Below are 12,530 nucleotides of genomic sequence, written 5' to 3'. Positions count from 1 at the left end.
TACAGGCGGCGGCGCCGTGCCTATGTATCGCGCCACTCCGAAAAGAACGAGAAGAACAGGACAGAACGAAGACCCATGCGCGCGGAAACGCTCAACATTGTCGACGAGATCAGGCAGGCGATAACCCTGCTGAGGAGGCATCTTTGACTGGGATCAGGCCGTCAAGCGGCTTGAGTATCTGAACACGCGCGCCGAGGATTCCAGCCTCTGGAACGACCCCGCGGAAGCGCAAAAGCTGATGCGGGAGCGCCAGGGCCTCGAGGAAGGCATCGCGGCGGTCAAAGGGCTGACCCAGGCGCTCGAAGACAATATCGGCCTGATCGAGCTTGGCGAGGAAGAGGGCGACGAGGGCGTCGTCGCCGAAGCGGAAGCCGCGCTGCGCTCGATGCAGGGCGAGGCCAAGGCCCGCCAGGTCGAGACCCTGCTGTCGGGTGAAGCCGACGCCAACGACACCTATCTCGAAATCCATGCCGGCGCCGGCGGCACCGAGAGCCAGGACTGGGCTTCGATGCTTTTGCGCATGTACACGCGCTGGGCCGAGCGTCGCCGCTTCAAGGTCGAGGTGCTGGAAGTCCATGATGGTGAAGAGGCCGGCATCAAATCGGCCACCGTGCTGATCAAGGGACACAACGCCTATGGCTGGCTGAAGACGGAATCCGGCGTCCACCGCCTGGTGCGCATCTCGCCCTACGACAGCAACGCGCGACGCCACACTTCCTTCGCCAGCGTCTGGGTCTATCCTGTCATCGACGACACGATCGACATCAACGTTTCCGAATCCGACGTGCGCATCGACACCTATCGCTCCTCCGGCTCCGGCGGCCAGCACGTCAACACGACCGACTCGGCCGTCCGCATCACCCATCTCGCGACCGGCATCGCGGTCGCCTGCCAGGCCGAACGCTCGCAGCACAAGAACCGGGCCAAGGCCTGGGAGATGCTGCGCTCCCGGCTCTACGAGGAGGAATTGAAGAAGCGCGAGGCCGTGGCGAACGCCACCGAGGCGTCGAAGAGCGACATCGGCTGGGGTCACCAGATCCGTTCCTATGTTCTGCAGCCCTATCAGCTGGTGAAGGATCTGCGCACCGGCGTCGAAAACACCAACCCGTCGAGCGTGCTCGACGGCGATCTCGACGAGTTCATGGAGGCTTCGCTGTCGCACCGCATCGAGGGCGGCGCGGGCGAAGCGGTGGCCGACCTGGACTAGACCAGACATTCCAGGAAAGCTGACCTTCTGGCGGGTGGCGGCTGGCAGGGAGGAAAACCTTGGCAAATCCGGAAAGGGCAAGCGCCCGCACGCTAGCCGGAAAATGCTTCTGCGGCGCGGTCTGCTACGAGGTGGCCGATGAATTCGCTTACGCGGCGAATTGCCATTGCTCGAACTGCCGCCGCACCACGGGATCCGCCTTCAAGCCCTTCGCCGGCATCGAGCGCGAGAAGTTTCGTCTCACCGCGGGCGACGACAGGTTGCTGATCTATGGCGATGAAAGCGGCCACGACGCGCATTGCGGGCAGTGCGGCTCGCTGCTCTATTCATTGGTGCGGGAAGGTGCCTACGTCCATATCGCCATGGGGACGTTGATGGACGATCCAGGCATCCGCCCAAATGCACACATCTTCGTCGGTTCCAAGGCGCCATGGTTCACGATTACGGACGACCTGCCGCAATATCGTGAACATGTCACCGGCTGACGGCTGGAACCTCCATTGGCAGAATTTCGTTCTTAGGCACCCTGGTCGCCGGCTGGTCGTTTGATTTTCGTTAACCAAGTCGGCGCACCCTTTTCGGTGGCCGATGCTGAGCCCCGGTGCGATCCGTAGGGCGCGCCCAGTTCTTGCGCCGGCCGAGGAATCAGCCCAGCATTCGGGCTGGGGGATAGAAGCATTCATGGCCGGACGCGGCATATCTGCGACTGACGATCCGGCCACTGGGAAGACACGTTCCGGGAACGGGCAAGCGAAAACGCTTGAAGCTCGAAAGGAACGCTTCGATGTCTGCTGCCAAGTCAAGATCGGCCCAAGCCGTTCGCCCGGCCGGCCGACTCCTGTTTTCCCTGTTCGCCACCGTCGGGGCGGTGATGCTGACCGCGACCGCCGTCGCGCACGACGCCAAACCCACGGCGGCGCGCCCGCAAGGCTGGAGCTATCCTTTTGCCTGCTGCGCCAACTACGATTGCCGCACGGCTCACACGGGCGAGGTCCTGGAGAAACCCGAAGGTTATGTGATCGCCGACACGGGTGAGGTCGTTCCCATGACCGACAAGCGTGTCAAGGACAGCCCGGACGGTGAATTCCACTGGTGCGCACATCAGGCAGGCCTCGATGCCGGCAAGACAATTTGCCTGTTCGTGCCTCCGCGTTCCTACTAGGCTACTGCGGACCGGGCAGGTGCCAAGAGCACGTGAGCCCTCGACCCATGGCGACACGCGCTGCCGCGTCTGCTGACAGACGGTTGTCACGACCGCTTCTTTATGTTGCCTTGCCGCTAGTGCAATTCCGCGGCGGTTTCCGCCCGGAATTGCGCGAGGCGGTGGTGGACAACGGAGAGGTGATATTCATGACCATCAAGGGAAGCTGCCACTGCAAGGCCACGACTTTCGAATTGTCCGAGGCACCGCAGACAGTGACGCAATGCACGTGCTCATTCTGCTCCAAGCGCGGGTCGCTCTGGGCCTATTACGTCCCGTCGCAATTCAAGCTCACCAGCCCGCCTGAAAACGTCTCCTTCTACCGCTGGGGCTCGAAAACCATCAAGCACGGCTTCTGCGCCACTTGCGGCTGCGGCACGTTCACCGAAACGCCCGATTGGTCGACCGGGGAGCCCGACTTCGACAACCCCAAGATCAGCGTCAATTCACGCCTGTTCGACGATTTCGACCTGGACAAGGTCGAAGTGGTGGTGATCGACGGCAAGAACCTCTGGTAGCAGCGTTTGCCGTTCCGCTTTTTGCCGCAATTCATGTACAAGGCATGCGGAAGGGCTGATTTGGCGCGGCTGCAATGGCCGCGATTTGGAGAGGGACCATCTTATGAAGAAGACCGTGCTCGTCGTCGTGGCGACGGCTGTGCTCGTGAGCGCCTGCACCACCACCGATCCGTATACCGGCGACCAGAAGATCTCCAACACCGCGGCCGGCGCCGGCCTTGGCGCCCTGGCAGGTGCCAGCCTTGGTCTGCTCGCCGGAGGCAATGACCGCCGCAACGCGCTGATCGGCGCGGGCATCGGCGCGCTTGCCGGTGGCGCGATCGGCGCGACGATGGACCAGAACGAAGCGGAACTCCGCCGTCAGTTGCAGGGCACCGGCGTCAGCGTCACCCGCAGCGGCGACCAGATCATCCTCAACATGCCGTCCGACATCACCTTCAATGTCGATCAGGACGCGGTGAAGCCGGGCTTCTATCCGGTGCTGAACTCGGTGGCGCTGGTGCTGAACAAGTTCCGCCAGACCACGGTCGACGTGTTCGGCCACACCGACTCGACCGGCGGCGACGAGCACAATTTCGACCTGTCGCAGCGTCGCGCGCTTGCGGTTGCCAACTACCTCTCCGGCCAGGGCGTCGATTCCCGCCGCTTCGCCGTCACCGGCTTCGGCAAGACACGCCCGGTCGCATCCAACGCAACGGCCCAGGGCCGCGCCCAGAACCGCCGCGTCGAGATCCAGCTGTCGCCGCTCACCTGACAAGACGGCACCAACATGAAACGGCCCCGGTCTGGGGCCGTTTCATGTTGAATATCTGGCTCTTCCAGTCAAAGGCGATCAGGCGGCATCCGCCGCCTGCCGGGCCAGTTCCCGAATGAAGCCTCGCAGCGAACGCGGCTCGCGACCGAGCACGGCGCGCAACGTCAGACTGTTTCCGCCGAGGCCGTATTTGGCATAGTGGTCATGGACTTTGGCCAAGATCTGCATTTGGCGGTCGCTATAGGGAAGGCCGGCTTTTGCCGCCCATTCTTCAAAAGTCGGCTCTTCGGCGTCTATGGGGCGGCCAAGCTCCTCGGCCATCATCGAGACGATCTCAACGCGGCTATGCATGCCGTCGGCGCATAATTCGAGCGAGGCGTAGGACAATCGCGCTTCGGTCAACGCGATGGCCGCCACCTCGGCGACATCGCGGTAGTCGACACGCGCTACCTTCGCGGTCTTTGGAAACGGCTCCGAGAAGACGCCATGCTCGACGACCGATGGCCAGGCGGCTGCGATATTCTGCATGAAATTGGCAGGATGCAGAATGGTGTAATCCATGTTCGTCGAAAAGAGAGCATCTTCGACTGGCACCTTGCTGGCGTGGTTTTTCAGCTTTGCATTGGTGGGCTGGATCACCGACGAGAAAACGAACTTCCGAACTCCTGCCTTCGCCGCCGACTCGACCATAGCGACACCCATGGCGGCTTCGTCGGGCGCGAAGGCCGGGCCAATGTGGAAGAGGCCGTCCATACCCTCAAGGGCGGCTTCGAGGCTTTGACGATCGCGCAGGTCTCCAATCGCGACCTCGGACGCTCCGGCCTGCCGCGCCTTGCCGGCATCCGCGGGGACGCGGATGAGCGCTCGGACCTTGGCATTGCGGCGAACCAGTTCAGGCACGACAAGCCCGGCAAATCGGCCAGTGGCGCCGACAACCAGGACGGTTGGATTGGATGCTTGCATGACAATTCCCTTCCATCGATCTGTTCCGGGACCTCCGGTAGGGAAGAAATATTGAGTCACGAATTTCGTTACAATTAGTCGATATTGCGATATATTATATCGAAATTCGGGATAAATACATGAACAGGATAGATGATCTTGAGGCCTTTATCGCGATCGTTGAGCACGGAAGCCTGACGGCTGCCGCGCGCCGTACGAATCGCTCGCTGCAATCGATAAGCCGGTCCCTGGCGACGATGGAGGAAGCCATCGGGGTCGAACTGGTGCATAGAACGACGCGTAGATCGACACCGAGCGAAGCCGGCGCGACGTTTTTCGCTCGCATCAAGCCGGCGATCGACCAGATCAATGAAGCAAAACTTCAAGCGGCCAACCAGCGGTTGGAGCCATCAGGGATACTGCGCATAAGCGCGCCGGTTCTGTTCGGCCCAGACTTCCTCGTCCCCATCATTGTCGAATACATGCGGATATACCCTCGGGTCGAGGTTGACCTCCAGCTTTCCGACGGGTTCGTCGATCTCGGTGCCGAGGGCGTCGATTTGGCGATACGGATCGGCGATTTGCCGGATTCCAGCTTGCGGGCGAAACGCCTTGGAGCGTTGCGGCGCGTTGTTTTCGGTGCGCCTTCCTATTTCGAGCAGCGGGGACGGCCGGCCCATCCCTTCGACTTGAACGAGCACAATTGCCTCATTCGAAACGCCGACGAGCGCCCGGCTGAATGGATGTTCCGTATTGAAGGACAGCCTCGGACCGTGAAGGTCACGGGCACTTTCCGGTCCAATCTGATGACATCGATCTATGCCGCCGCGATCCAGGGATTGGGTCTGGGCTACTCGCCGCTTTGGCAGATTAGGCATCTGGTGGACAACGGTCGCGTGGAACTGGTCTTGACGGAGTTCGAGCCCTTGCTGGTGCCGATACATGCGCTGTGGCAGGACGGCAGGTCTTCCTCGGCCAAGGTTCGTGCGTTTCTGGACATGACGGCGGCCGGCCTGGCGCTCAAAGACTTGTAATGCCCAGGACCGTATTGCCCTGAAGCGCTGCCGGCGGAATCGTTGACCATCAGCAGGATGAGTCCTGCGCCGATCAACACCATCACAATCCACAACAGTCTGTTCATGATCATCGTCCGTTCACGAAAACGCACCACGCTCTCGCGCCGTGCGGGCGCGGCGTGTTTCCAGGCGCGGTCGCCGCTCGGCGCTCACCATTTAGGGCATGGCGGCGGCGATACCACGCCAGCCTGGCTAAAACTCCATCCACGCGTGCTTCGATTTCAGACGTAACCAGGTTCCGGCCCTCTGAAATCGTTGCGTAATCCGGCTTTCCGATATCGAGGCAGGACGGCTGAAGTCGCCGCCGATCCGCCTCGGCGTGGTGCTCGCCATCCGTGGCCGCACCGCTCGAGGTCAGCCGAAAGAAGGAGGTATCAATGGCTCACAGACACCCTTTCGCAGCCCTCGGCATGGCTTTCCCACAACCACGGAAAGGATTAGCATCGATGCTGTTCCAAAGGGGATGGGGCGGTACAAAACTGGCCGCGCAATCAGCATCTTCCGCCCCGGTCTTGCACGGCCAGATGAAACATCTGGGAGGAATGCATGACTAGAACAGCTCGCCTTGGGCGCTGCGGCGTCCTCGTTTTGACTGGTCTCTTGGGTGCATGGCTTGGAGCCGCCACGGCTCGGGCCGAGGACGCCAACAAGGCCGACATCGAAGCCTTGAAAAAATCGCTCGCCAAATATGAAGACTACACGGCCGCCGTCCGCGACCTCTACCTATCGACGGTCGGTTGCGTCTACTACTCCGGCGAGAAGATACCGGGCGCGATGGAATATCCGAAGGGCGCCATGGGCGTCCATTTCGTCAATGTCCCGAGCATCGGCAAAAAGCTCGATCCGATGAAACCCAACGTCTTGATCTACGAGCCGACCAAGAAGGGCTTAAAGCTGGTCGGCGTGGAATGGCTGGTGCCGCTGACGCCGGACGTCAAGGAAGCACCGAGCCTATTCGGTCAGAAATTCATGGGACCGATGGAGGGGCACTACCCGCTCATCCCGAAGGAGTTCGTGCACTATGACCTTCACGCCTGGCTGTTCAGCGACAATCCGAACGGCATGTTCAGCCCGACGAACCCGAACGTGAAATGCAGCAAGGCCGATTTTCCGATGCTGGAAAAACCGACGATGATGATGCCGGGGCCGATGTAAGAGAGACAATGCTTGCCTGAACCCTTCAGGGTAAAGCAGCAAAAGAAACGGCCCCACTCGGGGCCGTTTTCGTCTCTGCCGACGCTGATATCGAAGATCAGACTTTTGCGACGATCCGCATGAATGCCGGCACATCGTCGCCGAAGCCGACGGTCCCGTCGTCTTCCTCCTTGCGGTGGCGGGCAGGGCGGTTGTGGTCGCGCGGAGGACGGGTATCGCCGCGCTGCTCGTTGCGGTTGCCGGAACCCTTGCGGTCGTTCTCGGAGCGGATCGCATCCTTGCGGGCACGGCGTTCGGCGATGTCGGCGACCTCTGCAACCGGCTGCTCCTCGCGCGGTGCCTCCGGCATTTCGTCCTCGCCTTGCCTGGCATGGCGGTCCGCGCCTTTCTTGCGCTCGCCCCGGCCCTTGCGGTCTTCATCCTTGCGGCCGGCGCGGCGCGGGGCGCCGCGGCCACGGCGGGGCGCATCCTCGCCTTCGCTCTCGGTGACCGTCGACAGGTCGCCGTCATGCCATTCGATCTTGGTGCCGATCAGCCTTTCGATGGCATCGACATATTTGGTGTCGGAGCGCGTCGCTATGGTGAAGGATTTTCCGGAGCGGCCGGCTCGGCCGGTGCGGCCGATACGGTGGACATAATCCTCGGCGTGGATCGGCACGTCGTAGTTGAAGACGTGGCTGACGTCCGGAATGTCGAGGCCGCGAGCGGCGACGTCGGAAGCGACGAGGTAGCGCAGCTTGCCGTCGCGGAAATTAGCGAGCATCTGCATGCGCGCGCGCTGGTCCATGTCGCCATGCAGCGCGCCGGCATCGAAATCATGCTTCAGCAGCGAGCGGAAAAGCTCCGACACCTCGATCTTGCGGTTGCAGAAGATGATCGCGTTCTTCAGGTCGGCGTCTTCGGCCTTGATCAGGTTGCGCAGCGTCTCGCGCTTGTCCCATGGCTTCGAGCCCGACTTCACCAGCCGCTGGATGATGTTGGTCGCGGCGGACGCGGCTTTCGAAACCTCGACGCGCACCGGCGCGTGCAGGAATTTCTCGGTGAGCTTGGTGATCTCCGGCGGCATCGTCGCCGAGAAGAACAGCGTCTGGCGCGTGAACGGGATCATCTCGCAGATGCGCTCGATATCGGGGATGAAGCCCATGTCGAGCATGCGGTCGGCCTCGTCGATGACGAGGATCTCGACGCCGTTGAGCAGCAGCTTGCCGCGCTCGCGGTGGTCGAGCAGACGGCCCGGTGTCGCGATCAGCACATCGGCGCCGCGCTCCAGCTTCTTGTCCTGCTCATCGAAGGAGACGCCCCCGATCAGGAGCGCGATGTTGAGCTTGTGGTTTTTGCCGTACTTGACGAAGTTCTCCTCGACCTGCGCGGCGAGCTCGCGCGTCGGCTCGAGGATCAGCGTGCGCGGCATGCGGGCTCGCGCACGGCCCTTTTCCAGCCGGGTCAGCATCGGCAGCACGAAGGAAGCGGTCTTGCCGGTGCCGGTCTGGGCAATGCCCAGCACGTCCTTGCCGAGCAGCGCATGCGGAATGGCGCCAGCCTGGATCGGAGTCGGCTTGGTGTAGCCGGCGTCGGTGACTGCGGAGAGGACCTTCGGCGATAGGCCGAGGTCTGTGAACGTCAACGCTTCTAGAGCGATCGTGGTGTCTGATGACAAGTGTTTGATGTCTTTGGCTGGTTCGGGAAATCGCGACGGTGGCCGTCACGGCAGGCGCCGCGCGTCTGCAAGATCGGCCTGCAGTTAGGCGCAAGTCCGCGATTTGTCAACAGAAACGGCCGAAAATCCAGCGATTGTGAAGACGTAACCTTAATCGCAACGCGTAATCAAGGCGATGCCTTTGCGCCGGCTCAATAGCGGAACTGCTCGGCAAGGATGCGCTCGTTCCACGAATGGTTGGGATCGAACAGCAGCGTCGCCGTCGCGGTCGGCGATTCCCGCGCCGTGACCGAGGCAATCGCCTTGACCTCGGTGTGGTCGGCGGCGGCGTTAACCGGGCGCTTTTCCGACTCCAATATGTCGAAGCGCACGGTCGCCTTGTTGGAGAGCAGCGCGCCGCGCCAGCGCCGCGGCCGGAAGGGGCTCACCGGGGTTAACGCCAGCAGCGGCGCGTCGAGCGGCAGGATCGGTCCGTGCGCCGACAAATTGTAGGCTGTCGAACCGGCGGGCGTCGCGATCATCACGCCGTCACAGTTCAATTCCTCCAGCCGCACCTGCTCGTCGACGGTGATGCGTATCTTTGCGGTCTGATAGGACTGACGCCAAAGCGCCACTTCGTTGATCGCCAGCGCGGAGACCGTTTCGCCCTCATGGGTCACCGCCTCCATTTCCAGCGGGCGGATCGTCTCGGACACCGCTCTCGAAATGCGTTCCTCGAGTCCGCCGGCACGATATTCGTTCATCAGGAAGCCGATGGTGCCACGGTTCATACCGTAGACCTTCTTGCCGGTGCTCATCGTGTCGCGCAGCGTCTGCAGCAGGAAGCCGTCGCCGCCGAGCGCGATGACGATCTCCGCTTCGGCAACAGGTATTTGCCCATAGCGCGCCGACAGGGTCTCCAGCGCCGCGCGGGCGTCGTCGGTGTCGGAAGAGACGAAGGCGAAACGGTTGGTTTCTTTGCTCATGGATCCCGAATGGCGACCGCGACCGCCTGCCGGGTCGCGCCGGCGACGGCGTAGCATGCGCCGCCCGCATCTGCAAAGGGCGGCGCGCCGTGCCATGCGGGCAAGGAGCGGCGCTCGCGCTTCGTGTCAGCCATGCAACGAATGTGATGGCTGCAATGGTTAAGGCGAACCTTAAACTCTCGTAAAGCCGGATCGATCATGTTAGCCGACAGTGGATGGGTTGGCGGGGGCTGGCCAGTCGAGAGACCTGTCTATTGCCGGTGACGCGTCTGATCATAGTCTTCCTGATGATGGGAAGTTTCGCCCTCATGTTCGCCGAATTGGTGCGGCATTCGGAAGAGATGAGCCAGCGGCCGCAGCCTACTGTCTCCCGCTGCGGCGATGCCGCCGGAACGCCTTGTCCACAAAGGGCGCTTTAAGCCCACAATCCTTTCGCCTGAGATCGCTCAGCGGCTCCGCTGCAGGTGGCAGCCGGCCTGGCGCTTGTGCGCGAGATATTCGCCGATGAGCTGGCGATAACGCACCTTGCCGAAGCTCGGGAAATGACCGCCATGCACGACCGAGACGTCGATGTCGCGCATGGAGAGCAGCGTCTCCACATAGTCCTTGATGTCGGAGTGATAGACGTCGTCGATCAGCGGCCCGTCATAGACGATGTCGCCGGACAGCAGGATGCCGGTCGTCCTTTCGTAGAGCGCGATGCCGCCGGGCGAATGTCCGGGCGTGTGGATGACCTCGAAGGCGCGGTCGCCGAGATCGATCACGTCTCCATGCTCGAGCAGCCGTCCGGCAGGCGCGGGCAGTATGCAGTAGCGCGTGGTCTCCCAGCCTTCGGGCATGCCATCGAACATCTCGTCGGTGGCATAGCGGTCGGCGACGGTCCATTCGTTGCGCGGATCGGCGAGGATCTCTGCTTCGGCCGAATGCACGCAGCGGTCAGGAAATTCGTGGTGGCAGCCGATGTGGTCGAAATGCGTGTGGCTGGCGACGCAGACGAGCTTGCGCTCCGTCACCAATGGGACATGGCGCCTGAGGCTGAAATGGCCGAGGCCGGTATCGAACAGCAGATCGCGGTCGCGCCCGCGCACATGCCAAATGTTGCAGCGGAAGAACGGCTTTATCCATGGCTCATGGATGAGCGTGATGTCGTCGCCCATGCGGATGGTCTCGTACCAATCCGGAGCCTCGATGGCCGGAAGCGTGCTCATTGCTCAGTCCGCTAGCAGGATGATGTCGCCAGCGTTGCATGAAACCGCGATCGTGTCGCCTGCCCGGACGGCGGCCGAAGCCGGCGCCTTGGCGATGAACTGCAACGCGGGATCTTGCGTCGAGGCCGCCAGCACGCGCTTGAAACTGCCCTGGAAGACGACGTCGCTGACTTTGGCGATGCCCAGCGCGACATCGCCTTTCACGTCGCCAAGGACGAGGTGCTCGGGCCGGATGGCAAGCGCAACGCTGGCGTCGGCGGGCGACCTACCGGGAAGAGAAATCGAGCCGAGCCCTGTCGTGACCGTGACGCGCCCATCTCGGGAATCGCCGGCCTTGCCTGCAAGGATCGTGCTCTCGCCCATGAAGGTGGCCGAGAAGCGGGTCTTCGGCCGCGCATAGACCCGCTCGGGCGCCCCTTCGTCCTCGATGCGTCCGTCATTCATCACCACGCAATGGTCGGCCAGCGCCATCGCTTCTTCCTGGTCGTGGGTGACATGGACGAAGGCGGTGCCGACACGCTTCTGGATCGCCTTTAGCTCGTCCTGCATCTGCCGGCGCAGTTTGAGATCGAGCGCTCCGAGCGGCTCGTCGAGCAAAAGCACCGCCGGCTCGATGACCAGGGCGCGGGCCAGCGCCACGCGCTGCCGCTGTCCGCCGGAGAGCTGATGCGGCTTCTTGTCGAAGGCGGCGGCCAGCCCGACGAGAGCCAGCGCCTCGCGCGCCTTGGCCGCCCGCGTCGCGCCGTCGACGCCCTGCATGCGCAGCCCGAAGCCGACATTGCTGCCGACGCTCATGTGCGGGAACAGTGCATAGTCCTGGAAGACTGTGGTGGTAGGGCGTTTGGCTGGCGGCACGGAAGTGCAGTCCTCGCCGCGGATGAACACCTTGCCTTCGCTGGGGGTGACGAAGCCGCCGAGGATGGAAAGCAGCGTCGTCTTGCCGGAGCCGGACGGCCCGAGCAGGATCGTGTAGCTGCCGGGCTCGATGGCGAGCGAAACATTCTTCAGCACCGGATGCTGGCCGAAGCGATGCGAGACGTTGCGGATGTCGACGAGTGGCGCGCTCATGCCGGCTTTCTCCGCAGAAGGGTCAGCTCGAAAAACACCACCAGGACGATGGACACCGCAAAGACCAGCGAGCCGACGGCATTGGTCTTGGGATTAAGGCCGGAGCGCAGGAGGTTCCAGATCTCGACGGGGAGCGTCGTGTCGAAACGCGTTAGCAGGAAGGAGATGACGAACTCGTCCCAGGAAAAGGTCATCGACAGGAAGAAGCCGGCGAAGATCGCCGGCGCCATCACCGGCACGGTGATCATGAGCAGCACCTTCCATTCGGCGGCGCCCAGGTCCCGCGCGGCTCGCTCGATGTTGATCTGGTGGTCGCCCATTTGGCTGTAGATGATGGCGAAGCAGAGCGGCAGGTTGATCACGACATGGCCGACGCCGGCGGCGATGAGCGATTTCGGCACACCGGCCCAGTTGAACAGCACCAGCAAGCCCATGCCGATGATCAGATAGCTGACGGTGAGCGGCAGCGTGATCAGCCCGCGCAGCAGGGCCGAGCCCGGCAGCACGAAGCGGGCGAAACCCCAGGCGGAGAGAAAGCCGAGTGTGACGGAGGCGAGTGAGGAGAGCACCGCCACTAGCAGCGAATTGACCAGCGCCGAGGTGAGCCGCGGGTCGGACAGAACCGCCTGGTACCAGCGCAGCGACGGGCCGGTGAAGGGCGGGATCGGGAACGAGGTCGCCTGCAGCGAGAACAGCACCAGCATGACCACCGGCAGGAAGATGAAGCCGTAGATGGCGATGGCGTAGAGCCAGGCGGCAATGCGGACAATGGCGCGCAT

At 62.7% G+C, this 12,530-nt stretch carries 14 protein-coding genes; 8 read left to right on the top strand and 6 right to left on the bottom strand.

The genetic code is table 11. The annotated features are described in order from the left end of the window. Positions 1–75: 75 nt before the first annotated feature. From prfB to EH240_RS16135, 5 genes are all read left to right on the top strand, one after another. A protein-coding gene (prfB, locus tag EH240_RS16155; protein ID WP_124999857.1) for a peptide chain release factor 2 occupies positions 76–1,207 on the top strand; the annotation gives its coding sequence in 2 pieces (ribosomal slippage) (positions 76–141 and positions 143–1,207; 1,131 coding nt in all). A 59-nt stretch (positions 1,208–1,266) separates the two neighbouring features. Then, positions 1,267–1,692: a GFA family protein gene (locus EH240_RS16150; protein WP_124999855.1), complete on the top strand. Its 426-nt coding sequence runs from the start codon at positions 1,267–1,269 to the stop codon at positions 1,690–1,692. A gap of 299 nt (positions 1,693–1,991) precedes the next feature. Beyond that, positions 1,992–2,369: a hypothetical protein gene (locus tag EH240_RS16145; protein WP_124999853.1), complete on the top strand. Its 378-nt coding sequence runs from the start codon at positions 1,992–1,994 to the stop codon at positions 2,367–2,369. A 188-nt stretch (positions 2,370–2,557) separates the two neighbouring features. Continuing rightward, the gene (locus EH240_RS16140) at positions 2,558–2,926 is read left to right on the top strand and encodes a GFA family protein (RefSeq protein ID WP_124999851.1); all 369 of its coding nucleotides are present in this window, start codon (positions 2,558–2,560) and stop codon (positions 2,924–2,926) included. A 103-nt stretch (positions 2,927–3,029) separates the two neighbouring features. After that, on the top strand, positions 3,030–3,680 hold the full coding sequence (locus tag EH240_RS16135; protein ID WP_124999849.1) for a YiaD family glycine zipper/OmpA-like lipoprotein: 651 nt from the start codon (positions 3,030–3,032) through the stop codon (positions 3,678–3,680). 78 nt (positions 3,681–3,758) lie between these two features. On the opposite strand, the gene EH240_RS16130 is transcribed toward EH240_RS16135, so the two are convergent. Then, positions 3,759–4,643 (bottom strand): NmrA/HSCARG family protein, encoded by an 885-nt coding sequence (locus tag EH240_RS16130; protein ID WP_124999847.1) that lies wholly within the window; start codon positions 4,641–4,643, stop codon positions 3,759–3,761. A gap of 119 nt (positions 4,644–4,762) precedes the next feature. Between EH240_RS16130 and EH240_RS16125 the strand changes: the two genes are divergently transcribed. The 3 genes from EH240_RS16125 to EH240_RS16115 all read left to right on the top strand — a co-directional run bounded on the left by EH240_RS16125 (position 4,763) and on the right by EH240_RS16115 (position 6,853). Next, positions 4,763–5,656, top strand: coding sequence for a LysR family transcriptional regulator (locus EH240_RS16125; RefSeq protein WP_124999845.1), 894 nt, complete (start codon positions 4,763–4,765; stop codon positions 5,654–5,656). A 42-nt stretch (positions 5,657–5,698) separates the two neighbouring features. Further along, positions 5,699–5,929, top strand: coding sequence for a hypothetical protein (locus tag EH240_RS38495; protein WP_206075275.1), 231 nt, complete (start codon positions 5,699–5,701; stop codon positions 5,927–5,929). A 315-nt stretch (positions 5,930–6,244) separates the two neighbouring features. Next, positions 6,245–6,853: a hypothetical protein gene (locus EH240_RS16115; RefSeq protein WP_124999843.1), complete on the top strand. Its 609-nt coding sequence runs from the start codon at positions 6,245–6,247 to the stop codon at positions 6,851–6,853. Between the two features lie 97 nt (positions 6,854–6,950). On the opposite strand, the gene EH240_RS16110 is transcribed toward EH240_RS16115, so the two are convergent. From EH240_RS16110 to EH240_RS16085, 5 genes are all read right to left on the bottom strand, one after another. Beyond that, positions 6,951–8,510 carry a DEAD/DEAH box helicase gene (locus EH240_RS16110; RefSeq protein WP_167484039.1) on the bottom strand — a complete coding sequence of 520 codons (1,560 nt, stop codon included), beginning with the start codon at positions 8,508–8,510 and terminating at the stop codon, positions 6,951–6,953. A 191-nt stretch (positions 8,511–8,701) separates the two neighbouring features. Further along, entirely contained in the window at positions 8,702–9,475 is a 774-nt protein-coding gene (locus tag EH240_RS16105; protein ID WP_124999839.1) for an NAD kinase, read from the bottom strand. A gap of 446 nt (positions 9,476–9,921) precedes the next feature. After that, positions 9,922–10,683, bottom strand: coding sequence for an MBL fold metallo-hydrolase (locus tag EH240_RS16095; RefSeq protein WP_124999835.1), 762 nt, complete (start codon positions 10,681–10,683; stop codon positions 9,922–9,924). A gap of 3 nt (positions 10,684–10,686) precedes the next feature. After that, positions 10,687–11,751, bottom strand: coding sequence for an ABC transporter ATP-binding protein (locus tag EH240_RS16090; RefSeq protein ID WP_124999833.1), 1,065 nt, complete (start codon positions 11,749–11,751; stop codon positions 10,687–10,689). Continuing rightward, entirely contained in the window at positions 11,748–12,530 is a 783-nt protein-coding gene (locus EH240_RS16085) for an ABC transporter permease (protein WP_124999831.1), read from the bottom strand. The genes EH240_RS16090 and EH240_RS16085 overlap by 4 nt, the downstream gene beginning before the upstream one ends.

The sequence above is a fragment of the Mesorhizobium tamadayense genome, assembly GCF_003863365.1.
GTDB lineage: Bacteria > Pseudomonadota > Alphaproteobacteria > Rhizobiales > Rhizobiaceae > Mesorhizobium > Mesorhizobium tamadayense.
The sequence above is the reverse complement of the archived record's forward strand: the minus strand, read 5'-3'. Positions and strand labels throughout refer to the sequence as shown.

What these genes read in the sequence shown, in the direction of transcription:
- EH240_RS16130 (WP_124999847.1), bottom strand. Translation starts at nt 4,643, where the DNA reads ATGCAAGCATCCAATCCAACCGTCCTGGTTGTCGGCGCCACTGGCCGA.
- EH240_RS16095 (WP_124999835.1), bottom strand. Translation starts at nt 10,683, where the DNA reads ATGAGCACGCTTCCGGCCATCGAGGCTCCGGATTGGTACGAGACCATC.
- EH240_RS16085 (WP_124999831.1), bottom strand. Translation starts at nt 12,530, where the DNA reads ATGCGCGCCATTGTCCGCATTGCCGCCTGGCTCTACGCCATCGCCATC.
- EH240_RS16115 (WP_124999843.1), top strand. Translation starts at nt 6,245, where the DNA reads ATGACTAGAACAGCTCGCCTTGGGCGCTGCGGCGTCCTCGTTTTGACT.
- EH240_RS16105 (WP_124999839.1), bottom strand. Translation starts at nt 9,475, where the DNA reads ATGAGCAAAGAAACCAACCGTTTCGCCTTCGTCTCTTCCGACACCGAC.
- EH240_RS16145 (WP_124999853.1), top strand. Translation starts at nt 1,992, where the DNA reads ATGTCTGCTGCCAAGTCAAGATCGGCCCAAGCCGTTCGCCCGGCCGGC.
- EH240_RS16140 (WP_124999851.1), top strand. Translation starts at nt 2,558, where the DNA reads ATGACCATCAAGGGAAGCTGCCACTGCAAGGCCACGACTTTCGAATTG.
- EH240_RS16090 (WP_124999833.1), bottom strand. Translation starts at nt 11,751, where the DNA reads ATGAGCGCGCCACTCGTCGACATCCGCAACGTCTCGCATCGCTTCGGC.
- EH240_RS16125 (WP_124999845.1), top strand. Translation starts at nt 4,763, where the DNA reads ATGAACAGGATAGATGATCTTGAGGCCTTTATCGCGATCGTTGAGCAC.
- EH240_RS16135 (WP_124999849.1), top strand. Translation starts at nt 3,030, where the DNA reads ATGAAGAAGACCGTGCTCGTCGTCGTGGCGACGGCTGTGCTCGTGAGC.